General features: G+C 53.2%; 23 protein-coding genes. 16 read left to right on the top strand and 7 right to left on the bottom strand.

All coding sequences use genetic code 11. The features are described 5' to 3' along the window. The first annotated feature begins 120 nt into the window (after window positions 1–120). The 4 genes from D5270_RS09615 (at window position 121) to D5270_RS09600 (ending at window position 2,088) form a co-directional block, all read left to right on the top strand. On the top strand, window positions 121–429 hold the full coding sequence (locus D5270_RS09615) for a DUF3892 domain-containing protein (RefSeq protein WP_166543905.1): 309 nt from the start codon (window positions 121–123) through the stop codon (window positions 427–429). 117 nt (window positions 430–546) lie between these two features. Further along, window positions 547–1,080: a TlpA family protein disulfide reductase gene (locus tag D5270_RS09610; protein WP_166543904.1), complete on the top strand. Its 534-nt coding sequence runs from the start codon at window positions 547–549 to the stop codon at window positions 1,078–1,080. Then, window positions 1,070–1,216 (top strand): CD1871A family CXXC motif-containing protein, encoded by a 147-nt coding sequence (locus tag D5270_RS09605; RefSeq protein WP_166543903.1) that lies wholly within the window; start codon window positions 1,070–1,072, stop codon window positions 1,214–1,216. The genes D5270_RS09610 and D5270_RS09605 overlap by 11 nt, the downstream gene beginning before the upstream one ends. Continuing rightward, the gene (locus tag D5270_RS09600) at window positions 1,189–2,088 is read left to right on the top strand and encodes a 4Fe-4S binding protein (protein WP_166543902.1); all 900 of its coding nucleotides are present in this window, start codon (window positions 1,189–1,191) and stop codon (window positions 2,086–2,088) included. Before D5270_RS09605 ends, D5270_RS09600 begins: the two co-directional genes overlap by 28 nt. Here D5270_RS09600 and D5270_RS09595 read toward each other — a convergent pair. Further along, the gene (locus D5270_RS09595; RefSeq protein ID WP_166543901.1) at window positions 2,085–3,737 is read right to left on the bottom strand and encodes an alpha-glucosidase; all 1,653 of its coding nucleotides are present in this window, start codon (window positions 3,735–3,737) and stop codon (window positions 2,085–2,087) included. The two genes, D5270_RS09600 and D5270_RS09595, sit on opposite strands and share 4 nt — an antisense overlap. A gap of 184 nt (window positions 3,738–3,921) precedes the next feature. Here D5270_RS09595 and D5270_RS09590 point away from each other — a divergent pair, with 184 nt between their 5' ends. From D5270_RS09590 to D5270_RS09535, 12 genes are all read left to right on the top strand, one after another. After that, window positions 3,922–5,502 carry a glycoside hydrolase family 5 protein gene (locus D5270_RS09590; protein ID WP_166543900.1) on the top strand — a complete coding sequence of 527 codons (1,581 nt, stop codon included), beginning with the start codon at window positions 3,922–3,924 and terminating at the stop codon, window positions 5,500–5,502. 104 nt (window positions 5,503–5,606) lie between these two features. Then, a complete protein-coding gene (locus D5270_RS09585) occupies window positions 5,607–7,427 on the top strand; it encodes a sensor histidine kinase (RefSeq protein ID WP_166543899.1) in 1,821 nt (606 codons plus the stop codon). Then, window positions 7,405–8,940, top strand: coding sequence for a response regulator transcription factor (locus D5270_RS09580; RefSeq protein WP_166543898.1), 1,536 nt, complete (start codon window positions 7,405–7,407; stop codon window positions 8,938–8,940). Before D5270_RS09585 ends, D5270_RS09580 begins: the two co-directional genes overlap by 23 nt. 193 nt (window positions 8,941–9,133) lie before the next feature. Further along, window positions 9,134–10,069 carry an ABC transporter permease gene (locus D5270_RS09575; RefSeq protein ID WP_166543897.1) on the top strand — a complete coding sequence of 312 codons (936 nt, stop codon included), beginning with the start codon at window positions 9,134–9,136 and terminating at the stop codon, window positions 10,067–10,069. Window positions 10,070–10,085: 16 nt separating this feature from the next. Further along, window positions 10,086–10,943 carry a carbohydrate ABC transporter permease gene (locus tag D5270_RS09570; RefSeq protein ID WP_166543896.1) on the top strand — a complete coding sequence of 286 codons (858 nt, stop codon included), beginning with the start codon at window positions 10,086–10,088 and terminating at the stop codon, window positions 10,941–10,943. Between the two features lie 50 nt (window positions 10,944–10,993). Continuing rightward, complete coding sequence (locus D5270_RS09565; RefSeq protein ID WP_166543895.1) at window positions 10,994–11,449, top strand: hypothetical protein; 456 nt, start codon at window positions 10,994–10,996, stop codon at window positions 11,447–11,449. A 25-nt stretch (window positions 11,450–11,474) separates the two neighbouring features. Then, window positions 11,475–12,842 carry a hypothetical protein gene (locus D5270_RS09560; protein WP_243150311.1) on the top strand — a complete coding sequence of 456 codons (1,368 nt, stop codon included), beginning with the start codon at window positions 11,475–11,477 and terminating at the stop codon, window positions 12,840–12,842. Window positions 12,843–12,918: 76 nt separating this feature from the next. Next, a complete protein-coding gene (locus D5270_RS09555; RefSeq protein ID WP_166543893.1) occupies window positions 12,919–13,329 on the top strand; it encodes a GH39 family glycosyl hydrolase in 411 nt (136 codons plus the stop codon). An 85-nt stretch (window positions 13,330–13,414) separates the two neighbouring features. Then, a complete protein-coding gene (locus tag D5270_RS09550; protein ID WP_166543892.1) occupies window positions 13,415–13,789 on the top strand; it encodes a TnpV protein in 375 nt (124 codons plus the stop codon). Window positions 13,790–13,977: 188 nt separating this feature from the next. After that, window positions 13,978–15,192: an MATE family efflux transporter gene (locus D5270_RS09545; protein ID WP_166543891.1), complete on the top strand. Its 1,215-nt coding sequence runs from the start codon at window positions 13,978–13,980 to the stop codon at window positions 15,190–15,192. Continuing rightward, window positions 15,192–15,659, top strand: a complete 468-nt coding sequence (locus D5270_RS09540) for a DUF4368 domain-containing protein (RefSeq protein ID WP_166543890.1) — start codon at window positions 15,192–15,194, stop codon at window positions 15,657–15,659. The genes D5270_RS09545 and D5270_RS09540 overlap by 1 nt, the downstream gene beginning before the upstream one ends. 80 nt (window positions 15,660–15,739) lie before the next feature. Next, window positions 15,740–16,885 (top strand): GH39 family glycosyl hydrolase, encoded by a 1,146-nt coding sequence (locus D5270_RS09535; protein ID WP_330587465.1) that lies wholly within the window; start codon window positions 15,740–15,742, stop codon window positions 16,883–16,885. 94 nt (window positions 16,886–16,979) lie between these two features. Here D5270_RS09535 and D5270_RS09530 read toward each other — a convergent pair whose 3' ends face one another. From D5270_RS09530 to D5270_RS09505, 6 genes are read right to left on the bottom strand one after another with little or no spacing between them, the layout of a single operon-like run. Continuing rightward, window positions 16,980–17,753 (bottom strand): SDR family NAD(P)-dependent oxidoreductase, encoded by a 774-nt coding sequence (locus D5270_RS09530; protein ID WP_166543888.1) that lies wholly within the window; start codon window positions 17,751–17,753, stop codon window positions 16,980–16,982. A 3-nt stretch (window positions 17,754–17,756) separates the two neighbouring features. Next, entirely contained in the window at window positions 17,757–18,785 is a 1,029-nt protein-coding gene (locus D5270_RS09525) for a zinc-dependent alcohol dehydrogenase (protein ID WP_166543887.1), read from the bottom strand. A gap of 28 nt (window positions 18,786–18,813) precedes the next feature. Further along, entirely contained in the window at window positions 18,814–19,503 is a 690-nt protein-coding gene (locus D5270_RS09520; protein WP_166543886.1) for an RraA family protein, read from the bottom strand. Between the two features lies 1 nt (window position 19,504). Beyond that, window positions 19,505–20,479: a mannonate dehydratase gene (locus D5270_RS09515; RefSeq protein ID WP_243150310.1), complete on the bottom strand. Its 975-nt coding sequence runs from the start codon at window positions 20,477–20,479 to the stop codon at window positions 19,505–19,507. 26 nt (window positions 20,480–20,505) lie between these two features. Continuing rightward, entirely contained in the window at window positions 20,506–21,264 is a 759-nt protein-coding gene (locus D5270_RS09510; protein ID WP_166543884.1) for an SDR family NAD(P)-dependent oxidoreductase, read from the bottom strand. Beyond that, entirely contained in the window at window positions 21,257–23,653 is a 2,397-nt protein-coding gene (locus D5270_RS09505) for a hypothetical protein (protein ID WP_166543883.1), read from the bottom strand. The genes D5270_RS09510 and D5270_RS09505 overlap by 8 nt, the downstream gene beginning before the upstream one ends. Between the last annotated feature and the right edge of the window lie 97 nt (window positions 23,654–23,750).

The raw sequence follows: 23,750 nt of genomic DNA, 5'->3' as shown, positions 1-23,750 counted from the left end.
ATTTAATTTCAATAAAGAATTATTTTAAAAGGTTTTTTCACTTGTCTAATTTCGCATATTTGCCCGCACAAAGCATCAAAATATGAGTGTATCCATACAGAACTGAAAGGAAGGATTAGTATGCCACTCAAAGCAGACGGCAGAATTGGAAACCTGCCGGCAAATATCAACATCATGAACCCTGTGCCGAATAAGGACGCCAAGTCCATCACCCAGCTGGTGCGCAAAAACGGCAAGATAGCCGGGTATCAGCTATCCGACGGTAGGGTGCTCTCAAAGCGGGAGGGAGTGGCCCTCGCCAAGCAGGGGGGAATCCGTGGGGTAGCCATAGCCAGCCGCAACGGCAGCGAGTACCTGCGCTCACTGCCCGACGGTGACGAGAGCAATAACCTGGGCGACCTGCCCAGCTCCCCAAAAGGCCTTAACTAAAAGAGAAGCCCCGGGCAGCCGGGGCCTCTCGCTTACATACAGCTTGCTATTTTCACGATAATGTGTATAATAATAGACAGGGGACGCCCCCGATAACTTAGAAAAGAGGTACTTAGCATGAAAAACAAGCGCATATTTTTAGCCATTTTAAGCGTCCTGCTTATTGTGGCGCTTACCGGCTGTTCCGGGAGCGGAGAGTTTGGCTCATTTACCGCCAGCACCCTGGACGGCGGCAGCTTCAGCGGCAAGGATATGGGGAAAAAGGACTTGACTGTTATAAACTTCTGGGGCACCTTCTGCTCCCCCTGTATTGCGGAAATGCCCGACTTGGCGGCCTTCGAGAAGGCCCTGCCGGACAATGTACAGCTTATCACCGTCTGTGTGGACGCAGAGGGCAACGAGGAGACGGCAAAGGAGATTCTTAACTACGCAGGCTACGAGGGAATCACCCTGGTAGACGGCGACGACAGCTTTAAGGAAATGCTGAAGGTGGCGCAGGCTATACCTATAACTATCTTTATCGGCCCGGACGGCGAACAGATAGGGGAAGGGATACTTGGAATGCAGCAGGACCTGGAGGGCGCGTACCTGTCCGCTATTAACAGCGCCCTGAAGAAGCTGGGAAAGGCGGAGATTAGCCTTGAAAAGTAAAAGGGTCCTGGCAGCGCGGTATGGCCTGCTGGCCCTGGGGGTACTCTTTATAGCGGTGGGCATCTTGCGGCGGGAGCATGTAGATGTGTTACAGAAGGCGGTGATGATATGCCTGGAATGTATAGGGATAGGCTGAAAAAGCATAGGCTCAGCTTCCAGCGCAGGGTGCAGCTGGTTTCGGCTGTGCTGGTCAACGGCTACGCCATAGGCTTTGCCAAGGGGAGGATATTCACCGGCGGCACCAAGGCCGTATGTGTGCCGGTGCTGAACTGCTACTCCTGCCCCGGGGCCCTTGGTGCCTGTCCAATCGGCTCATTACAGGCGGCGCTGGGCAGCGCGGGACATAGGTTCCCGTTTTATGTGCTGGGCCTCTTAATGCTGTTCGGGGTGGTGCTGGGCAGGCTCGCGTGCGGGCTGCTGTGCCCCTTTGGGCTTTTGCAGGATTTACTCCATAAGGTACCAGTGCCAAAGCTTAAGGTGACAAGGAAAATCGACCGCCCGCTGCGATGGCTCAAATACATAGTCCTGCTGGTGACGGTGATTCTGCTCCCGGCCTTCGCTGTGAATGATACCGGGGTGAACCCGCCGTACTTCTGCAAGTACATCTGTCCGGCGGGCACCCTGGGCGGAGGCGTGCCGCTGCTGCTGACAAACCCTTCGCTGCGGGCTTTAGTAGGAGCGCTGTTTAGCTGGAAGGCCCTGGTACTGGTGGTGATTATTGCGGCGTGTGTGTTTATCCCAAGGGCATTCTGCCGGTACCTCTGCCCGCTGGGGGCGTTCTACTCCCTTTTTAACCGCTTCGGCTTCTATCAGATGAAGCTGGATAAGAGCAAATGTATAGGCTGCAAAAAGTGCGAGGAGAGCTGCCCCATGGGGGTGGAGGTGACGAAGGATATAAACAGCGTGGAGTGCATACGCTGCGGAAAATGCAAGGAGGTCTGCCCGAAAGGGGCGGTCACGCCGGTTTACCCCCTCTCAGACAGCACCTCCAAAAAGCAGAAGCTCTAATCTTTCATCTTAAAAATGACCGCCTCATAGGGCCGCAGGTTCTCTCCCTGGTAGCTGCCCTTCTTGTCATAGGAGGACATGAGGACAGCTCCGGCATTCTCCAGCAGCCTAGAGGGTATCGTATGCCCCTCTTTAGAGAAGTTCAGGAAGACCAAAAGGCCCTTGCCCTCATAGCTGCGGGTGAGGCCGATGAGCTCAGGGCAGCCGGTGTCAAGGAAGCAGAGGTTGCCCCTGGACAAAGCCGGGCAGGTTTTGCGGAGGGCAATAAGATTTTTATAGAAGCTATATATTGAGTGGGGGTCCTGTCTTTGGGCCTCCACATTTATTTTTGAGGCGTTGGGGTTTACCTTCAGCCAGGGCTTTCCAGTGGTAAACCCGGCATTTTCGGAGGAATCCCACTGCATTGGCGTGCGAGCATTGTCCCGGCTCTCAAGCCTGACAAGGGATAGGGCTTTGGAGGGGTCCATGCCGGAGAGTATGTACTGATGGTACTGGTCCCGGGTGCTGGGGTCGTCGTAGTCCTCAATGGAGGGGAAGCTCACATTTGTCATGCCTATCTCCTCACCCTGATATATGAAGGGAGTGCCGGGTAGGGTGTGGATAAACATAGCCAGAAGCTTTGCGGAGGCCTCCCAGTATTCACCGTCGTCGCCGTAGAGGGACACCTGCCGCGGCTTGTCGTGGTTAGAGAGGAACCTTGCCCACCAGCCGTCCTCCGGCATAATTCGATAGCTCTCCCAGGCATCATGCTTCAGCTTCTCCGGAGACCAGGTATTTATCTCCTCAATAGGCGGCACAAAGGGGATAGCCATGTCGAACTCCTCCCGCTCTGTGCGCACATAGTTTGCCAGCTCCTCCACTGTGGGGGCCGATACCTCGCCCACGGTCATCACGTTCCCGGGGGAATATACCCGCCTGTTCATCTCCCGGATATGGCCATGGGTGCCGGGGCGGCAGGTCAGGCAGTCAGGGAAGGAGTAGCCGTCCGGGCGCGGGGGAAGCTTTGAGTCGGGGAAATCCTGGGGCTTGTCCAGATAGCTGATAGCGTCCACCCTAAAGCCCTCAACTCCCTTAGCCACCCACCAGTTCATCATGGAGTATATCTCCTCCCGGAGTTCCGGGCAGGCCCAGTTCAGGTCAGGCTGCTTTTTAGAAAAATAGTGGAAATAGTACTGGCCGCGCTCCGGCACGAACTCCCAGGCGCTGCCCCCGAAGCAGGAGGCCCAGTTATTGGGCTCGTGCCCGTCCACAGGGTCACGCCAGATATAGTATTCGCTTTTTGGGTTATCCCTTGAGGAGCGGGACTCTGTAAACCATGGGTGTTCGTCCGAGGAATGGTTTACGACCATATCCATAATAATGCGGATACCACGCTCATGGCAGGCGTCCCGCAGCCTGTCCCAGTCCTCCATGGAGCCGAACTCCTCCATTATCTCCTGATAGCCGGAGATATCGTAGCCGTTATCGTCGTTTGGGGAGCGGTACACCGGCGAGAGCCACAGGGCGTTCACCCCAAGGTCCGACAGGTGGTCCAGCCTTGAGAGAATGCCCGGCAGGTCGCCTATTCCGTCGCCGTTAGAATCACAGAAGCTGCGGGGATATATCTGGTAGATTATAAGGTCCTTTATCCAGTCTTTTGATAGTTGCATGGGAATCTCCTTTTTAAGTTTATAGTTATACTTACTATAGCAGGTAAAAAGAGGGTTGTCAATATTGTGGGCCCTGATGAACTGCTCAAAAACACACCGAAATATTTGTGAATAATTACCAGTTGCTACAACAAGTAATAAGAGCTATAGTTATACCATAAGCAATTATAAAGGAGGAGTAATCATGACTACCAGAGAAAAACTTTCCAGAGAGCGGGTCAGCGGTTATTTGCGCGCGCGGGGCCGGGAAATAGTCAACGAGAAGGATGAGCCCATAATCCTGTCCGGCTGGGGGCTGGGGAACTGGCTGCTGCCGGAGGGGTACATGTGGAAGGCAGGGCCAAGAGGCGACCGCCCCAGAAGGCTTGAGGAGATTGTGCGGGAGCTGGCGGGGAGTGAGTATGCTGCCGGGTTCTGGCCTAAATTCCGGGAGAATTATGTGCGCAGGGAGGATATTCTGCGTATGGCGGAGCTTGGATATAACTCCGTGCGGGTGCCCATCGGCTGGCGGGTGCTCATGGAGGACGAGCCGGGGGTGCACTTTAAGGAGGATGGGTTTAGGCTCATTGACCGCCTGCTGGACTGGTGCGAGGAGGCCAGGATATACGCCTTTCTGGATTTGCACGGCGCTCCCGGGGGCCAGACCGGTGCCAATATCGACGACTGCGTGGACGACTTCCCACGGCTCTTTACCGATAGGGACAGCTGGGACAAGGCAATCGCCCTGTGGGGAGAGCTCTCAGAGAAGTATAAGGACCGCTGGATAGTGGGCGGCTACGACATCCTGAACGAGCCCCTGCGCCCGGACGACGGCAGAAAGCCTTGCCAGTATCTCCTGCCAAAGCTCCGTGAGTTTTACATTGCGGCTATCAAAGAGATACGCAGGCATGACAGGCGGCATATGCTCTCCATCGAGGGCAGCAGCTGGTCCACTGACCCGGCGGTATTCTGTGAGGATTATGACAGCAATATGGTGATACACTTCCACCGATATGCCGTGATGCCGGATATTGGCGCATACAGGGAGTTCCTGAAGCTTGCCGAGCGCTGGAACAAACCCCTCTGGCTCGGAGAGAGCGGGGAGAACACGCCGGAGTGGTTTGCCGCGCTCTATCCACTGGGGGCAAAGCTGGGGGTTGGGTACAATGTTTGGCCCTGGAAGAAGATGGACTGCACGAACTCCCCCTATTCGGTGAGAAAGCCCGGGGGCTGGGACAAATTTACCGCCTATACAAGCGGCGGGGAGCGCCCGGCTTATAGGGAAGCTGTGGATATGTTTAATGAATACCTGGAGAATATGAAGATAGAGCATTGCGACGAGCGCCCGGAAGTCAGCGCCAGCGTCCGTAGGGAGCCGGGCTGCTCTGTGAGGGCCACGGACTTTGACGAGGGCGGCTGCCTTGGCACTGAAAAGACCGACGCTCTCAGCGGGTACCGCAGGGGCTCGGGAATGAGGATAGTAGAGCCAAAGACAATGCCAGAAAAGCGCTTCGGCTTTGACTGCTGCTGGGACGCATTTACACTTAGCCTTAGAGCCGGAGAATACGCGGAGTACACTCTCTATAACGCCGTACAGGGAAGCACCGTAGAGGTAGTGTTTGCTGAAGGGGCCTTGGGGAAGGTGGAGGTTCTGCAGGACGGGCGAAGTCTTGGCACGGTTGGGGCCGGGAGCGGGCCGGTGGAGCTGAAGGCCGCCGGGGAGACAGTGGTACGGTTGGTTGGAGCTGGAGGGGAGAGCTTGCTGGAGAAGGTGGTGTTCGGGTAAGCATTGGCCCGGCGCACAGAGCCGTCCGGCGGTCAGGAGGGGCTATGAAGGGACTATTTGCCTTGTACAGGGAGAAAATAGGAAACAGGTTCTTTTTGCGGTTGATGACTATATATTCGGTCATTATTGTAATAATGATTAGCGTTATGGCGGCGCTTATAGCAAAGGCGGTCAAGGACTCGCTGACGGACCAGGCCATATACCACAATATGCAGGTCCTTGAGACCATCAACGCCAGATTTAACCAGCAGAACAGGAACTTCAAAAAGATACTCAGCGGCCTGTATCTGGGTACAGTAAAAGGCGGGCCGGAGGGAGAACCGGCGGTCAGCGCCGTAGAGGAGCTCTTCGGCCGCAGTCCGGACGACGGACTGGCCTTTTCTGAGGAGCTGGATATACGCCGGGAACTGGACGCCTACCTGACGGAGAATGCCCTGCCTATTGACACTGACATCAGCGATATACTGCTGATAAGTCCATCGGAGCAGATATTGAATGTGTCCCGCCGGGGGTATGGGACGGACTATTATGGGCGTATCGCGGCTGAAATTTCGGAAAACAAGACGGAAAATATCAATGAGCGCCGGGTTAGGTTCCTGTCTGCAGGCGAGCTGGAAAGCGGCGGGAGCTCACCGGAGATGTACGTTATCTATGACTATATACGCAAGGCAGAAGATACCTCCAGATACAGCGGGATTTTGGCTGCGGTGTACAACCCGGGGATGATAAAAAGCGCATATAATCAGTTTAGTCCGTATCTGCTGGGGGACATTTTGATTTTAAGCAGGGACGAACAGATTATCTTTGATTCCACCGACAGGTATGACGGTTCCTACAGCGGGGAGCTGGACAAGATAGACCGGTTTCGCACCGGGACACAAAGGGCCGGTAACCAGATTGTAAATATTGTCTCAAACTCGGAGTTCGGCTTTCATGTGGTAAGCTTTATCTCAGACAGGGAACTCAGCCGTTATGCCAACAGCCTAAATCTGTTGGTGGGTGCCGCATGCTGCCTGTGCGTATGCCTCATTCTGCTTTTGAGATATATAAGCACCAGGCGGCTGTTTGGGCGCATTCTTTCCATCAATAATACCCTGGCTGAAATCTCAAAAGGAGACCTGACAGCAAGGGCAGAGGTACTGGGGGCGGACGATGAGATAAAGCAGATTGCCGTAAACCTGAACTTAATGAGCGAGCAGCTGCAGAAGTACATCCAGCGGGAGTATCAGGCACATTTGGACCGTACTAATGCGGAGCTAAGGCAGAAGACCGCGGAGATATACGCCCTGCAGGCCCAAATAAATCCCCACTTCCTGTACAATACACTTGAGACTATCCGCATGAGCGCGGTGGACCTTCAGGACAAGGAAACTGCGGAGATGATTAAAATTCTGGCGAAGCTGTTCCGCCAGGGCTTTAAGGGCAGTTCGGTGGTTACGCTCAGGGAGGAGCTTGACTACTGCAAAACCTATCTGTCCCTATTGAATATCCGCTATCAGGGGAGAATGAAGGTGGAGTACCGGATAGACCCGGACATTCTGGACTGCGCGGTGCTGAGGCACCTGATACAGCCGATAATCGAGAACTCGGTTGTGCACGGGTTTGACTGGTCCCGAAAGGAGAATCATATCCTGATAGAGGGCCGGTGCGAAGGGGAGGCGATAATAGTCTCGATTACCGACAACGGAAACGGCATGGCGAAAGAGGAGCTTGCACAGCTAAGGGAGAGCCTGGACCGGTCGGACAGGGCGGCGTATGAGAAAATCGGGCTGCATAACGTGCAGAACAGGATACGGATGATTTATAAGGAACCCTATGGGCTTGAGATACAGAGCAGGGAGGGTATCGGTACAAGAGTGGATATGCGAATCCAGAGGCTGTCGGGAGAGGAGCTGCAGAGGAATGTATACGGCGATGGTAGTTGATGACGAACCGCTGATATTAAAGGGGTTTGAGAAGGTCATACCATGGGAAGAATTCGGAATAGAGATTACAGACAAGGCCGAAAGCGGCGAGCAGGCGCTGGAGCTGCTTAGGAAAAAGGAGACCGATATTCTCATAACTGACATACGTATGCAGGGCATGAGCGGGCTTGAGCTTCTGCGGAATCTCCGGGAGCTGGGGATGCACATAAAGACAATTATACTAAGCGGGTATGACGACTTCCAGTACGTTAAGGAGGCCTCCCAGTACGGCATTGAAAACTATTTGCTGAAGCCCATTGAGGAGAGCGAGCTTGAAGAGACGCTGCGGCACCTGACGCAGAAGCTGGACAATGAGCGAAGACAGCAAGCCTCAGTACAGGAGAGCTATCAGCTTCTGCGCAATAATATATTATCCCGCTGGGTCAGTGGTACAATTTCTGAGGAGGAGCTAGCAGCGAGGGCCGAGTTTCTCGGTTTCCCGATAGATATGGAATGGTATCAGGCGGCGATACTGCAGCCAGCGCCATCTAAACACAGAGGGGATTCAGCCGGGATTTATAGTGTGCTCCAGGAGGCCGGGATGGAAAACCTTATTGCCTTTGTGAATTGGCAGGGGCAGGGGGTGCTGCTTTTCTGCTGGGACGGAGAAGCAGGTAATATGGCCCAGCTTGACAGGCAGGTAAAAAGGTGCCAGGAGGCTTTGAGCCGGGCGCTACGGCTGAAGGTTTTTGTGGCGGTTGCAGCCCCAAGGCGCGGCTGGGAGGGGGCGGCTGAGGGGTTCCGGGAGGCGGAGAAGCTTCTGGAGTACCGCCTGGTGCTTCCGCCGGACTCGGTGGTTTTTGAGGAGCATATCAGGCATGAGATGGACGGCTCCGCTGTGGAGACAGACTTTAAGCAGCTGGACAATTTCATCCAGGCAGGGGATGTATCTGGGGCAAAGGCGTTTTTGAGAGACACATTCGGCGGCATTTCACTCTCAGCGGCGCCGGAGACAATTCATATACTTGCAGGTGAGATTCTGCTGCGGATGTCAAAGGATTTTGAAGGCGGACGCAAGCAGCTGTTTGCCGGATACCTGAAGGAGATATTCAGCTTGGTGGATATGGAGCAGCTGCTTGCGCGGCTGGAGGAGTGCGTAGAGATGGTGGCAGGCTGGCGGCAGAGCTTTTACCGGGACAAAAACCCGGTTGTGGCAGCCGTGGTAAGCTATATCCGCACGCACTATAGCGAGGAAATATCACTAAAGACCCTGGCGCAGAAGTACAGGATGAACGCGGCGTATCTGGGACAGCTTTTCAAAAGCGAGGTGGGGGAGATGTTCTCTGAGTACCTGTGCCGGGTGAGGATAGAAGGGGCGCAGGAGCTGCTGCGCACTACGTCCCTAAGGTCCCATGAGATAGCGAAAAAAGTGGGCTTTGGAAGCGCAAACTATTTTTCCAATACCTTCAAAAAAATCACCGGGCAATATCCCTCAGAATACCGGATGATGTTCCACGTCTCTGACGAGGCGTAGGAGGGAAAATCTAATAGCCGTACCAGTAAGGCCAAAAAGGGCGCCGCGAGAAATCGCGGCGCTTTTCCAAGTTCCATATATTTTTTATATGATTCTAAATTTATTGTATTTGAAGCTTTGTTTAGATTTATGTATAATAAATACAGTAAAACTGACAGTTTAGAGGGAGGAGATAGCATTGCTCACGAAAATAATGAAAAAAGCCCCGGGACCGCCTGCACTCGGAAGGTGGAGCGGCAGGAGAGCCCGGCAGATAAAACTGACGCTTCTGGTACTGCCCTTTGTATGCCTGGTGCTCCTGTTTCATTACGTTCCGCTTTTGGGCTGGGTATATGCCTTTGTGGACTATGCTCCGGGCCTTGCTCTGAGCCAGATGAACTTCGCGGGCCTGAAATATTTTGAATACCTATTTTCAGGCATAAGCGATTTTCCCATAGTTATCCGCAATACCTTGATGCTCAGCCTGCTGAAAATCGCGTCGATGGCGGCGCCTGTGCTTCTGGCTATCCTGATTTCACAGGTGCGCAGCGCCCGGTACGGTAAGTTCATTCAAACAGCGTCCTCTATCCCAAACTTTATCTCATGGGTGCTGATTTACGCCATATTCTTTATCTTTTTCTCCTCTGAAGGGGGAATGTTAAACCGTGCGCTGGCGTTTTTCGGCGGCGGCGAGACTGTGAACCTGCTGGGAAACGAGGATATTGCCTGGGGAATGCAGACGGCTATAAGCATATGGAAGCAGGCGGGCTGGGACGCTATTATCTATATGGCGGCTATCGCAGGAATTGACCAGGCCCTTTATGACGCTGCCGCAGTGGATGGCGCAGGTGAGCTGAGAAAAGTTATGCATGTTACCATACCTGGGATACTGCCTACCTTCTTTGTGCTGTTCCTTATGGCGGTGGCGAACATCCTCAGCAATGGGTTTGAGCAGTATTACGTGTTCCAAAACCCGATGGTTATTGACAGGCTTGAGGTATTTGATACATACATCTATCGCATGGGTATAATCAATTCCCAGTATTCCTACGCCACAGCGATGGGGATGTTCAAGTCCATTATCAGTATTGCTTTGCTGACGGCAGCCAATACCGTATCAAAAAAGGTACGCGGCGAGAGTATTTTCTGAGAGGAAGTGAGAGTGAATGATTCGGAACAAGACGGGCGCGGTTTCCAGGGGAATCATATATGTGTTCCTGTTTTTGCTGGCGGTGGTATGGATATATCCGCTGTACTTTGTGGTAATCAACAGCTTTAGCGCAGCGGAGGAGGTGACAAAGGGAGTATACTTTTTCCCGCCCGGCGTAACTCTGGAAAACTTTGCATACGTGTTTCAAACACCCCTTATTCTAACGGGTATTTGGGTGTCGGTGGCGAGGACGGTGGTGGGCACGGTCTTAAACCTGCTGTTTTGCGGATTTATCGGCTATATGGTGACGGTAAAGGACCTGCCCATGCGAAAGTGGATATACCGCATGATAGTGGCTACAATGTATTTTACCAGCGGGCTGATACCCTGGTACGTGCTGATGGTGCGGCTGGAGCTGAAGAATAATTTCCTTCTGTATGTGCTGCCCGGGGCTGTTTCCGCATTCTATGTGGTGCTGATAAAGACCTACGTAGAGTCGCTGCCGCCATCCCTGGAGGAGTCGGCGGCTCTGGACGGGGCGGGCACTCTTACGGTATTCTTTAAAATCATCCTGCCGGTGTGCAAGCCGGTCCTGGCGTGTGTGGCAGTGTTCGGGGCCGTATGGCAGTGGAACGCCTGGTCGGACAATATGTTCCTGGTGACGGACGCAAATTTGCAGACACTGCAATACCTGTTATATCGGATGATGCAGTCCAGCTCCATGTCTGAGGCGATTACAGGGAAGGTGCGCATAGAGCCAATGGCGGTGCGCCTTACCATGACCTGTATTACCGTTATGCCAATACTGCTGGTGTATCCGTTTATGCAGCGGTTTTTTGTCAAAGGAATCATGCTCGGGTCGGTGAAGGGCTGAGCGGCCCTGGAACTGGGCGGGCGGATGAATAAAATTTAGGAGGTAGGAAAATGAACGGTCAAAGACAGTATAAGAAGCTGGCGGCTATTGCCCTATGTCTGCTTATCCTGCTTACAGCGGCAGCCTGTGCGGGCGCTCCCAATGGGGAGAGCAGTTCATCCGCAGGCGGAAGCTCCGGCAGCGGGACTGAGGGCACAGCAAAAGAGAGTGGGCCCGAGGACCAGGGGGCCGCAGACGGAGAGGAGCCTGTGACGCTGAAGGTGATGTCCTGCTCGGTCAATCCATACGGCACCGGCCCGATGGACAACGAGATAGCGAGGATTATCGAGGAAGAGGTGGGGGTCATTGTGGACCTGATACCCACCAGCGAGCAGGATGCCCAGCAGCAGCTTCCGGCTATGATTGCCAGCAACGACCTGCCGGACATATTCTTCATACCTGAGACGGACACCCTGCGGTACATCGGACAGATGGTCCAGGGGGGGGCAGATACTGGCGCTGGATGATTACCTTGCGGACTACGCTCCAAACATGGCGGCGGACCCGCTGGCTCAGGTGAGCCTTGAGCTCAAGCGCACCACCCTGAGCCCTGACGGTAAAGTATACGCCATAGGTATGCAGAGGGGCACCTATGACGCGGGCCTGCAGCCCATCGCCGGACAGTTTATACGCTGGGACCTGTACGCGGAGCTTGGCTATCCGGAAATCAACGATTACGACACAGACCTTCTTGAGGTTCTAAAGCAGATGCAGGACCTGGAAAGTGTAAACGCAGACGGGGAGAAGGTCTACGCTGTGGGCAGCTGGTTTGGCGATTCACAGGGCTGGGGGGACTGGCATATCACATACAACCTGCCCTATGCCGAGGGGTATACCTGCCTAACACCCGGGGACAGAATACTGTATTCCGACATTTCAACAGGCAAGATTATTGAGAGCAACGCGCAGACAGATAAGGAGGGACCCTTCTGGCGGGCAGTCAGATGGTTTAACAAGGCAAACCAGATGGGCATTCTGGACCCGGACTCCTTTACCCAAAAGCAGGACCAGTATTGCAGCAAGCTGGGCACGGGGCGGTATCTGTATATAAATACCGGCTGGGATATCCAGAGCGCGCACGATTATTTTGACAGCATAGGGGAGACCGGGAAGGGCTTCACCTGCCTGCCGCCGATGAAGGACGACACCGACAAGTTTACACTGTACCGCTATTATATCGCGGGCCAGTTCAACTACGGAGTCTCTGCCGGGTGCAAGTACCCGGAAAAGGCGGTGGCGCTGCTGGACTGGGTATCATCCTATGAGAACGCCAGGGTAATCTATGACGGAAAAGAGGGGAAGCACTGGACTATTGAAGACGGAGTACCCACACCTACCGAGGAATATCTGGCGTTGGACCGCAGCGACCCGGAGCTGCAGAAAACAGAGGGTATCAATATCCTGGATAAATTCGTGGGCTATGGGTATGGCACTATAGAGCCCTCAACAGGCGTGGCACTGGACCTGTGGAGTTCCTCGCCCCAGGCTCTGGAGAAAAAGATGCGCGGCGTCCACCGGGACATGCTGGAGCACTATGGCTATGACACCATGCCTGAGATGTACGACGCCCTTTCTCCAGGCGGCAATATTGATATGACAGTGTATAACCTGGGCAGCCTGCCCGCTGAATTGCAGACTCTTGACGCCAATTTACAGAGCTATGAGTTCAAAAACCTGTTCCGCTGTATTCTGGCTGAAAGCGATGAGGAATTTGAGCGGCGGCAGGATGAGTATATAGCAGGACTTGAAGCGTTCCATATAGACGAGATATATGAATATTGGCTGAAGGTTGGAAAGGAGCAGGAGGAGGAACTGTCTGGAGTGATTTCCGACACCAGGGAGGCATTGGGCTTAAAGTAGAGTTTTGAAACCGGCCGCCACAGGGCGGCCGGTTTTCATCTTAAAAGAAAACGAAAAACAAGTGGTGGTGTGTAACATGGAGAAGATTCGCCGTATAACAGTAGACGCGAAAAAAATTATAGGGGAAAACAGCAGGACTGCCCTGCGCTGTATAAGCGCTGCGCGCGCAGGACTGCTGCTGAGGAGCGGGCACCAGAAGCATCTTGTGCAGGCGGTGAGGGAATGCGGATTTGAGTACCTGCGCTTTCACGGTATCTTTCAGGATGATATGGGGGTGTACCGAGAGGACGCTGAGGGCAGGGCAGTGTACAGCTGGCAGTATTTAGACGAGGTATATGACTTCCTGCTTGAGAACGATATCCGCCCGTTTGTGGTGTTTGATTTTATGCCGGAGGCCCTTGCCAGCGGCAGCACAACGGTGTATTGGGAGAGGGCCAACGTGACCCCGCCGACCTCCTATGAAAAATGGGGGGATTACTTAACTTAAAGATAACATATACATACAGCCTGCTGATACATTGCTTGCAGATACCCCGCAGAAGCCAAAACACACAGAAAAGGAGTTTTTGCATATGAAATCAATATTTGAACAGTTAGGCGGCACATACCATGAAGAAAACGGGTATCTTACTCCAGACTTGAAATTACTCGCTGAGGAACAACAGCCGATAGGCATATGGGGACAGCGGCATCTGGACTATCTGAAGCAGTACCGCAGGGCTACATACACCAATCTTCTCACAAGCGGCGGGCTGAACGCTTACCTTGCCAACATCGACAAGCAGGCTCAGGAACGCTTTGAAAGGCTCATAGAGGGTATGAAACAGGCACAGGGCATAACGGAACGCTTAAAGGAAGAAAACGCCTTAGAATGGACAGGGCGACTCAATAACATAAGGGCTTGTGCGAGGGAGATTGTGAACGAGGAGCTTATTTTTTCTAAGTGAAAACAGCAGATTTGGGATTTGACTTTTGATAAAAATATGTTATAATAGATGTGCTTGTCAGAGGACTTGCAATCAAATAAGATTGTTGAAGTGGGATAAGACCTATTGGGCTTTATCCCACTTTTTGTTTATTTAGATGGGATGAAGCATAAACGTGCTTTGTCCCATTTCCTGTATGGAGGTATTTTATGAATGCAAAAGTAAAATCTTTATGCGGTTACATTTTCCCTGCTATGGGAGGCTTATTTGTAACCTATCTTTACAATGTTGTTGATGGAATTTTTGTCGGTCAAGGTGTTGGTTCGGCGGCTTTAGGTGCAGTAAATATTGCAGTGCCGTTTATCACTTTTGTTGTAGCCATTGCCGCTATGTTTCCAATGGGTGGTGCAACTGTAGTTGCAATACGAATGGGGAGAGAGGATAAAAAGGGGGCAAATCAAGCGTTTATGACAGCAATTACATTAACACTTGCTATGTCTGTTTTATTAATGATTGTTGGTATGGTGTTCTCACAACAAATTGTGGATATAAGTGGAGCAAGCAAGTTAAGTGATGAAATGAGAAAAATGGCGGCGGACTATCTGCTTTATTATTCAGCATTTTCTATTCCGATGCTCATGAGTACCTGTCTATCTGTATTTGTGAGGAATGACGGTTCTCCGACTCTCTCTTTCATTGGGATGTGTGTTGGTGCGATTGCAAACATATTTTTAGATTGGCTTTTTATTTTCCCGTTTGGAATGGGAATAATTGGTGCAGCAGTTGCATCGGGATTAGGACAGGTATTTTCTGTACTTGTTCTGCTGTCACATTTTTGGAACAAAAAAGGACGCTTGAAACTGAATTTAATAAAATTGGAGGTAACACTTGTTAAGAAAATTTGTAAGCGTGGTGTTCCTGAAGCAATTTCACAACTTACAACTCCCGTAACGGCATTATGCTACAACATTATGTTAGCAAGCCTTGTTGGAGATATTGGCGTATCAACTTTCAGTGTATTGAGTTTTATTTATTCCCTTGCGAATGCAATTCTTTCGGGTGTTGCACAAGGCTTACAGCCACTTTGGGGGAACAGCTATGGTAAAAAGGATACTGGAGAAATAAATTGGCTTTTCCGTTGTGGAATTATCATCAACTTAGTTTTGTCTGCCTTAATTTACAGTGCGTTGTTTTTCTTTGATAAACTTGTTATTTGTATTTTCAACAGCGATACAGAACTTGTGCAGACTGCATCTAAAGCATTGCCTTTGTTCAGTTTGTCATTTATTCCAATGGCGTTAAACCTTATTTATATTACCGCTGCACGCAGTATTCCGCACATGGGAAAGAAGCGTGTTCCCTGCATTTCATCACTTACAACCTGCTCTATGCTTTTGTTCTCGGAAGGTTACAGTACTGGCTGATGGCGGTAAAGGAGAATGAGGACGCCATTCTGGAACGGCTGCTGCAGAGCAGTGAGAAACAGCGGAGGACAGAGAATGCCCGTGACGAAAAAGAGCTGAAAAGGGCGCAGAAACGCAGGCAGGAATTAAACAACCTCTTTGCGAAGATGTACGAGGACAGGGTAAAAGGGCTTCTTGACGAAGAAAACTATTCCATGCTGTCCGTCAAATACCGCACGGAGCAGCAACAGCTTGATGAAACAATGAAGACCGTATCCGCAAGGCTTGAGGATGCCAAAGCGGAAACGGACGATGCAAAACAGTGGATAGACTTAATCCAGAAATACAGTGCCATTGACGAGCTTACCGCTCCTCTTTTGAATGAACTGATTGAGAAAATCGCAGTCCATCAGTGGAGGAAGGACGAGAATGGTAAGAAAGTATGGGATATTGAGATTTATTACCGTTTTGTCGGGAAGATTGATTGAAATATAGAAACTATGGGGAATGTGTCATTTGCGGCAGTTCCCCGAAGGATTATCCTTAAGTAAAGTAAAGCGGGGACCTAATATATGAGACGGTCAGCCATTTTACCGGGCGCTATGGCAGGGAAGAGGTGGCGGGATGGTATTTTGAAGTCTGGAACGAGCCGGATAACCCGCCGTTTTTCACCGGGACCATGGAGGACTACCTGAGGCTCTATGAGGTGACTGCCAGGGCGGTCAAGAGGGTGTCGGAAGGCTACCGCGTTGGTGGCCCTGCGGTAGCCGGGGATATCAGCTGGATAGAGCGGCTGATACAGCACTGCACAGAAAGAAAGGTGCCTCTGGATTTCATTTCAGCCCATAACTATTCGGTCAAAAGCTTCCGTGAGGAGCCAGAGCCCGGGAATATACCGGGTATACCGGTTTGGGACCCAGGCCCTTCATGGCCCCTGGGCATATGCTATGACCCGAGTGGACTGGAGCAGGCGGTGAGGGCGGTAAAGGCGGCGGTAGAAAATTCGCCGCGGCCCGAGCTTGAGATACATTTTACGGAGTGGGGGCTGGCATACGACTATTGGGACCCTCTGCGGGATTCCTATCACGCGGCGTCCTATCTGCTGTCGCGGCTGCATACGGTTGAGGGAATGGTGAACTCTATCTCATACTGTGAGGTGTCCGACGTATTTGAAGAGGACGGCCCGCCGACCGGTGCCTTTCACGGCGGGTTCGGGCTAATCAACCTTCAGGGCATACGGAAGCCCGCCTACTTTGCCTACCGCTATCTGTCGCAGCTGGGAGATAAACGGCTTGAAGTAGGCGGACAGGATGGCACTGCCTGTAAGGACAGCCAGGGAATACAGATATTGACCTGGAACGACATAGTGCGGCAGGATATGGAAAATAAAAAGTATTACTGCCTGGAGCACCCGGCCCGTCCGGCGGGCAGGCTGCAGGTAACGGCGGCAGGAGTGGAGCCTGGACAGTACCTTTTGCAGGTGTACTGCACTGGCTGCCAGAAAAATGACCCATACACTATGTACATGAGGATGGGCCGTCCGAACAGCCTGAGCAAGCGGCAGGCGGAGCTGCTTAATATGTTTGCAGGTGATTCCCCGCTACAGGTTAACCTGCTGGATATCAGCGAGGGGGACGAATGTATGCTGCTGGATATTATGGAAAATGAGAATGATGTGTTTTTAATAAAGCTTACCAGGTTAGACTCTTTCTAAATACTTAAAAAAACGGCGGCAGGAGAAATGTAACGCAAAGAATACGGACTTTTAATGTTACTGCCGAAGACATCAGAGAGTTTATTAAGGTCCGCTACTTACTGGCATAGCCGCCGTCTACAGGAATAACCGCTCCGTTAAGATAATCGGAAGCATGGCTTGCAAGAAAGATACAGGCACCCTTCATGTCCTCGCCCAGTGCACGCCCCCAGCGGTGGGCGGGGATACGGTCAGTAATTTCCTTGTACCGGGGGTTTGCCGGGTCCAAGAGGGCACGATTCATCTCCGTAGCCATATATCCCGGCGCGATTGCGTTGACGTTTATTCCACGTCCTGCCCACTCGTTGCACAGGGCCTTTGTCAACAGCGCGATACCTCCCTTTGCCGAGGCGTAGGCGGGGATGGTGAAGCCCCCGAAAAACGACTGCATGGAGGCAATATTTATGATTTTCCCATAGCCGGCTTTCAGCATTTCCCGCCCTGCCAGCTGGCACAATTCAAAGGGAGCTGTCAGGTTTACCTCAAGCACCTTGTCCCAGTCGGACATGGGGAACTCCTCGCTGGGGTGGCGGCGCTGGATACCCGCACAGTTTACTAAGATGTCGATTTTGCCTCCCAAAAGTTCCATGGACTTTACAAATCCGGCGTTCAGGCTCTTGCGGTCGCTCAGGTCTGCCGCCACGCCATGACAGGTAAAGCCCCTTTCCCGGAACTCCTCCGCTACATCATGTACCTTCTCTGAGCTTCCCCAGATTACGACCTCTGCGCCGGACTCCATCAACCCCTCTGCCATGCCCCAGCCCAGTCCCCTGGTAGCGCCGGTGACTATCGCTTTTCTGCCATCAATATCAAATAGCTGGTGTGTCATTATTCATTCCTCCCTGTCAAACAGTCCCACGACCTTCAGATAATCTCCTGGGCGCTGGCTGAGTTCACCCAGCATATGGGGGAGCTGGGGATACGGCACGACCTTGGAAATTATCCTTTCGGCCGGCACTCTTCCGGAGTAAATCAGCTGTATGGCCTCCTCAAATTCCCCCGCCCCATTCCGGGAGCCCCTGATATGCAGCTCCTTTTTAGTGATAAGGTTTGTGAGCAGGGAAATCTCGTGCTTGGGCCAGCCTGTAAGAGCTATACGTCCTGTATATGCCGCATAGCTGATGGCGCTTTGCACCCCTGCGTCAGAGCCCGAGGCCTCCATACAGCACTCCGCGCCCCGCCCATTGGTGAGCTCCATTATGCGCTCAACCGCGTCATCCTTCTGGGGATTCACTGTATAGGGAATCCCCAGCGATTTGGCGGTTTCCAGTCTGCCGTCCACCACGTCCGTGAGGATGGGCACGGCTCCGTATGCCAGGGCCCCCATAGCCGCCAAAAGGCCAATGGCCCCTGCGCCAATAATAACAATATGCTCTCCGGCTTTCAGCCCGCAGGTATGCAGTCCGTGGATACTAATTACCAGGGGCTCTGCAAGGGGAGCCCGCTCCCAGGGCATATCCTCCGGTATTTTGCGGAGCATATTTACAGGATGGGAAAAATACTCGCACATTGAGCCGTCGCAGTGGACGCCCAGGCAATGAAGGGTCTCGCAGCAGTTGGTCTTTCCCTGAGAGCAGGGGTAGCACCTGCCGCAGTATAAATATGGGTCAAGCACCACGTGGTCCCCTGGCTTAATGCCGTATGGGTTCTCTCCAACTTCTTCCACTATCCCGGCGGTCTCGTGGCCTATGATAATAGGATAGGAGGACACGTTTACGTTTGTGCCCCGGAATGTAGAGACGTCCGTGCCGCAGATACCTGCCGCCATCACTCTGACAATGGCATACCCCTCTCTATGCTCCGGGCAGGGCAGCTCCACCAGGGCGGCCCTGCCTCTGTCCTGTACCTGTATACCTTTCATAGCCTTCTCCTTTCGCAAAACGCCGCCCTTATGCGCGCCGGTACATGTCATAGACCTCCCTAAAGGTCTTGCCCTCACGGAAAGCCTCCCTTGACAGCCTCTCAAGGTGGGCAAGCTCGCTTACCTTCTCCGCTGCCTCCTCAAGTATCTCTATTGGGATGACGATAACGCCGTCCACGTCTCCGAAAAGCCAGTCTCCAGGGCGTACAAGCACTGAGCTTGTCAGGGTGCCGGTCATGTAAATGGGGATTTCCACCTCCCGGGGACGCCACCGGCTTTTTGACTCGATGGGCGAGGTGTAACGGGCAAAGCAGCTCCAATTCTCAATGTCCAGTATCCCGGGCTTATCCCGGGTGCCGCCGTCGATAACCGCTCCCACAGCTCCGGCGGCCCTCGCGCCGTAGCTCATCATCTCGCCCCAGTGCCCGACAATCTGGTCCTTCTCCGCGTTTATTGCCACGATACAGCCGGGGTAAATCCTGTCAAATAGCGCGTGATTGTCAAAATCCGGCCTCGGTAAATCTCCGTCAAACCGGGGCTCCCTTATGCCCCAGATGGTGAAGGCGGGCCCCGCCGCTTTCCAGTCCGGGCTTAGGGGAGAAATGCTCAAATCCAGGCACTGGTTGGGATAGCCCATCTTATCAAGCACATCATACAGGTCGGCAGAATACGCCTGCATAAGTTTTTCACGAATTGAGTCCATTACCTCTTTAGTCATGTTAAAATCCTCCAATCTCTTTTTGCGCGGCCTCCATCAGGCCCTTCATGTATCCAACGGCGAACAGGTTTCCCAGTACAGAGTACCCCGGCTGGCTGCACTCCTCACCAAGCATTGTGGGCACATGGTCCGGGCGGATACAGCAGTCAAGCCCATACCCATAGTATAATTTCATACATTTGTACATGTCCGTCTGCCCGTCCTCGTGAAAGGTCTCCCGGAAGTCCTCAGCTGTGCCACGGATATCCCGGAAGTGGGCAAAGAAAATCTTTTTCTTCTGTGCAAATTCAGAAAGCGTCTTTGGCACATCGGCCCCCTCAGCACCAATGGAGCCCTGGCAGAAGGTGATACCGTTATACTCGCTTGGAACCAGCTCCGTGACCTTTTTCAGGGCCTCCGGGGAAATCAGAATGCGGGATATCCCGCGTATAGCCGGCACCGGCGGGTCGTCGGGGTGCACGGCCAAACGTATGCCGTGCCTCTCGGCCTCGGGCACAACGGCTTTCAGGAAATACTCCAGGTTTTCCCAAAGCTGCTTTTGAGTCACCTCCCCGAACTCGGTCAGAGGCTCCCCCTCCACGTCCTTATGGCAGTACCCGGTAACTGTAGCGCCCCCACGGGCGGGAATGTTCTTCCGGGAGCGGAACCATCCGATAACAGGCATCCAGTTATAGCATACCGTGCGGATGTCCAGGCTGTCCATGACCTCTAAAAGCTTACAGAACACTTTGATTTCTTCGTCCCTGCCAGAGAGTCCCAGCTTCGTCCTCTCAAGGGGTGTAGGCCCCTCTACCACCTCAGGCTTGATACCCGCCTGCAAAAAGCTCTCAACCTTGCTCTTAAATGGAGCAAAATCCCATCCCCCGCCATCAGGCAGGGGTGTTTTTTGACTGCAGACATTTATAACCGCCCTGTCTACTCCAAGCTGCTGGGAGAGCGGTATTTTCTCCTCATGCCCGGGATAAAAATACGCCATTGCTAATTTCATATCATCTACCTCGCCTATCTTCTAAGTAAATAACCGCCGTCGGCCACAAGGGTTGTGCCGGTGACGTACCTTGCTGCGTCGGAGCAGAGAAACACCGCCGCATCTCCTATATCCTCCGGCTCGCCTATGCACCCAAGTGGTATTTTGGCGCTGAGCTCCGTAACCTTCTCAGGAGTGAAGTGGGAGTTCATGTCGGTCATTATCGCGCCGGGGGCAATGGAATTTACTCTGATTCCATAGGGCGCAAGCTCAGCCGCGAAGGACTTCATGATGGACTCAAGCGCGGCCTTTGTGCTGGAATAGAACGCCTGGCTGGGTAGGGCAGATATGGCATTTATGGAGGTGACAAAGAGCATACAGCCCTTTATATCCTTTGCAGTCATATGCTTTGCCGCGGCCTGGGCCAGCAGCACCGAGGCCCGGTAGTTGGTATGGAACAGGGAGGCTATTGTCTCAGCGCCTGTTTGGGTGGGGTAGGAAAAATCTGTAAAGGCGGCGTTGTTCACATAGCAGTCTATCCTGTCTATGCCGTTTATCCAGCCTATCAGCTTCTCAATATCCTCCATGCAGCTAAGGTCTGCCGGGAAGTACCGGCACTTTGCTCCCTCTGTGGTCAACTCCCGTGCGGCAAGGCGCAGCTTCTCCTCATTGCGTGAGGTGAGAAGCAGCTCAGCACCCTGCCCGGCAAAAGCCTTTGAAATCGCTTTTCCGATACCCCGGCCAGCGCCGGTAATCAGCGCGGTCTTGCCGTCCATACGAAAGGGGTCAGCCATTTTTATCAGCTCCTTTTTTCAGCCTTAAGCTGTGTATTTTGTGTGCGCCCACAGTGAGCGTTCCATCGGAAGTGCAAATATCTCCTCCCAGCAGGTCAACCTCTCCGTCTATTTCCGCAAAGTCTGAGTAGAGGGATACAGTACCCTCCTTACCGCCGGCTTCATATACCCTGGCAATAACCGCCCCATCCTCCGGGTACAATGCACTGAGCAGGATATTTTCCCTGCCGTCTACCTTTAGGAAGGTAACCTCATCCTTCCATGGCCCATTCTGGCCGGAGGCCACCGGGTGTATACCAAGGGGATACTCATAGGCCAGCGCCTTCCGGTGCAAATCCTGCTCAGCCCAGCTGCCGGTATAGGGCAGGATGGCAAACTCATGCTCCGTCTCGCCGTACAGCATCCGGGAGCCCCACACATAGGTGTTGGCATATTCCAGAGGAATGGAAATCCCATCCTCCTCTTTTACCATACACATGGCCCCCTTATTAAAGCAGGCCACGCCAAGCCTGCCGTCCCCGCAGGCCGTCCAGTAGTTTCCCTGGATATAGCGGTCCTCTGTCTCCTCAATAAGGAAGGGCAGGTCCCGAACACCCTTTGCGCCGTTCATCTTCATGGGTATTAGGAAGCGGAGCTTGTCCTCATGGACAAAGCCGTTGAGATTGGCCTTAAACTCCTCCGCACGCTCTGTGGAGCCTATCGTCTCTCCATGGTGGCTGAACCTTACCCGGCACTTGATGAGCTCCCCGGAGAAGCACATAGTAAAGTGTATGCCAACGGTGCCTATTGTCCCCATATACTCGGCCTCAACGCTGCTTCCGCGCCTGACAGCACTCCATATCCCTTTTGAGACCTCAGCCTTTCCGTCTACCACTCCGGCAAAGAGCGCGCCCTGTCCATTCTTAAAATAATAGGTATCTTCATTTTTAAGAGAGCGGATACCGTATTCATCCAGTTCTAAGGTGTAGGGTGAAGCCTCCAGTACCGTGCCGGTCAGGGCTGAGAGCCGGGTTTCTTCCGAGAGCTCACCGGGCTCAGCCGATATCCTATAGCAGCGTATGGACTGGCCCGGGACCTCTGCGGCAAACCGCAGCCGTGCCCGGCTTATCCTGTTCTCCTTATAGTCCAGGGCGTTGTATTCACACTGGACCTCCTTATCTCCAAACCATACCGAGAATCCTGTCCCGCCCTTTCCTCTGGGGTAGGAAACCTGGTACTCCACCTCATGACAGACAGTATAGGAGAGGGGGTTGTACACCATTACATATTTGCCGTCCCCGGTGGCAAACTGTCTTGAAAGATACTCAAGGGACTCCTCTGTAACAGCATTTGAGGCCTCCAGGGAGCGGGTGAGGAATTTCCTCTCGTCATCCAGCAGGCCGCATATCTGTATGTCGTGGTGCTGGGTGACAAGGAGCTTCTTCCAGCTCTCCTCAAGCAACTCCTGCCGGGACTCTCCCCCTGCAAGCACTGTCCAGGTATTCAGCCTCTCCGCTGTAAGCACGCCCAGCTCCCCCTGGCGGCAGCGGTTGAATATATGGTTTCCGCAGTAGCCCCAGGGCATACGCACCACAAACTCGTTAGCTCCGGGGGCGAAGTCCATCTGTGGCTCGCCGAAGAGCTCGGGTATCTCCTCCAGCAGTATCCATTTATACTGCTCCCTGCGCTCCTCTACATGTTTAGTCAGCCCCTCACAGCGCAGCACAATGTCGTCGTACCGGGAGGCCAGCAGGGGATAAATGTCCGGGAACTTTTCTACAAAATCCTCCAGAGACCTGTCTGTCTGGTCGGGCCAGCGGGTGAGCACCCAGTTGTCATAGGTGGTTATCCCGAACTCGGCCCCCTGGCCGTCATATGTAGGCACTGTGGGCACTCTTGTGCCGTCCACGCCCACCCAGGTACCGTAGCCAGCCGGATAGGTGGGGTTATAGCCGTACATCATAAAGTGGGTGCGCATCACTGCCCCCTCATAGCCGCACAGCCGGATAAGCTGGGGAATCTGGCTGTGCAGGGCGTGCTCGCTGATGGCGTAGACACTGGGGGTCTGGGAGAAGTGCCGGAGATTTGCGCGGATGGCATAGGTGAGCTGCCGCACGTTGGACTCCTCGTTGACGAAAACAGACAGCGGCTGCCCGTAGGTGGATGAGCCGATGGCAAGCCTACCGGCAAACTCCCTAAGCTTCTCCCTTAGAAACTCCACCATCTCCGGCTGGGTCTCGGCGTACTGGTCGTAGGCAAAGGCCTCGTTGTCAAGGCCGAGCTTAAAGGAGGGATACTTCTCCAGCCACTCTATGGCGCTGTCCAACCTCTCCTTGAAGTGTTCACCCCAGAGGATATAGCCTCCGTGGTCATAAGTCAGCAGATATACCGGCAGTTGTCTTTGTTCCATATCCATACTACCGCTCCTTTCAGTAATCGGGGCCCAGGCCCCATACGCTTTCATTATATAGTAGACGGGCAGGAGTGAAAAGCATTTTTTCAGGCTT

It is taken from the genome of Acutalibacter sp. 1XD8-36 (genome assembly GCF_009917525.1).
Lineage (GTDB): Bacteria > Bacillota > Clostridia > Oscillospirales > Acutalibacteraceae > Acutalibacter.
The sequence above is the reverse complement of the archived record's forward strand: the minus strand, read 5'-3'. Positions and strand labels throughout refer to the sequence as shown.

What these genes read in the sequence shown, in the direction of transcription:
- D5270_RS09615 (WP_166543905.1), top strand. Translation starts at nt 121, where the DNA reads ATGCCACTCAAAGCAGACGGCAGAATTGGAAACCTGCCGGCAAATATC.
- D5270_RS09610 (WP_166543904.1), top strand. Translation starts at nt 547, where the DNA reads ATGAAAAACAAGCGCATATTTTTAGCCATTTTAAGCGTCCTGCTTATT.
- D5270_RS09600 (WP_166543902.1), top strand. Translation starts at nt 1,189, where the DNA reads ATGCCTGGAATGTATAGGGATAGGCTGAAAAAGCATAGGCTCAGCTTC.
- D5270_RS09595 (WP_166543901.1), bottom strand. Translation starts at nt 3,737, where the DNA reads ATGCAACTATCAAAAGACTGGATAAAGGACCTTATAATCTACCAGATA.
- D5270_RS09590 (WP_166543900.1), top strand. Translation starts at nt 3,922, where the DNA reads ATGACTACCAGAGAAAAACTTTCCAGAGAGCGGGTCAGCGGTTATTTG.
- D5270_RS09585 (WP_166543899.1), top strand. Translation starts at nt 5,607, where the DNA reads ATGACTATATATTCGGTCATTATTGTAATAATGATTAGCGTTATGGCG.
- D5270_RS09580 (WP_166543898.1), top strand. Translation starts at nt 7,405, where the DNA reads ATGTATACGGCGATGGTAGTTGATGACGAACCGCTGATATTAAAGGGG.
- D5270_RS09575 (WP_166543897.1), top strand. Translation starts at nt 9,134, where the DNA reads ATGAAAAAAGCCCCGGGACCGCCTGCACTCGGAAGGTGGAGCGGCAGG.
- D5270_RS09570 (WP_166543896.1), top strand. Translation starts at nt 10,086, where the DNA reads ATGATTCGGAACAAGACGGGCGCGGTTTCCAGGGGAATCATATATGTG.
- D5270_RS09565 (WP_166543895.1), top strand. Translation starts at nt 10,994, where the DNA reads ATGAACGGTCAAAGACAGTATAAGAAGCTGGCGGCTATTGCCCTATGT.
- D5270_RS09560 (WP_243150311.1), top strand. Translation starts at nt 11,475, where the DNA reads ATGGCGGCGGACCCGCTGGCTCAGGTGAGCCTTGAGCTCAAGCGCACC.
- D5270_RS09555 (WP_166543893.1), top strand. Translation starts at nt 12,919, where the DNA reads ATGGAGAAGATTCGCCGTATAACAGTAGACGCGAAAAAAATTATAGGG.
- D5270_RS09550 (WP_166543892.1), top strand. Translation starts at nt 13,415, where the DNA reads ATGAAATCAATATTTGAACAGTTAGGCGGCACATACCATGAAGAAAAC.
- D5270_RS09545 (WP_166543891.1), top strand. Translation starts at nt 13,978, where the DNA reads ATGAATGCAAAAGTAAAATCTTTATGCGGTTACATTTTCCCTGCTATG.
- D5270_RS09540 (WP_166543890.1), top strand. Translation starts at nt 15,192, where the DNA reads ATGGCGGTAAAGGAGAATGAGGACGCCATTCTGGAACGGCTGCTGCAG.
- D5270_RS09530 (WP_166543888.1), bottom strand. Translation starts at nt 17,753, where the DNA reads ATGACACACCAGCTATTTGATATTGATGGCAGAAAAGCGATAGTCACC.
- D5270_RS09525 (WP_166543887.1), bottom strand. Translation starts at nt 18,785, where the DNA reads ATGAAAGGTATACAGGTACAGGACAGAGGCAGGGCCGCCCTGGTGGAG.
- D5270_RS09520 (WP_166543886.1), bottom strand. Translation starts at nt 19,503, where the DNA reads ATGACTAAAGAGGTAATGGACTCAATTCGTGAAAAACTTATGCAGGCG.
- D5270_RS09515 (WP_243150310.1), bottom strand. Translation starts at nt 20,479, where the DNA reads ATGGCGTATTTTTATCCCGGGCATGAGGAGAAAATACCGCTCTCCCAG.
- D5270_RS09510 (WP_166543884.1), bottom strand. Translation starts at nt 21,264, where the DNA reads ATGGCTGACCCCTTTCGTATGGACGGCAAGACCGCGCTGATTACCGGC.
- D5270_RS09505 (WP_166543883.1), bottom strand. Translation starts at nt 23,653, where the DNA reads ATGGAACAAAGACAACTGCCGGTATATCTGCTGACTTATGACCACGGA.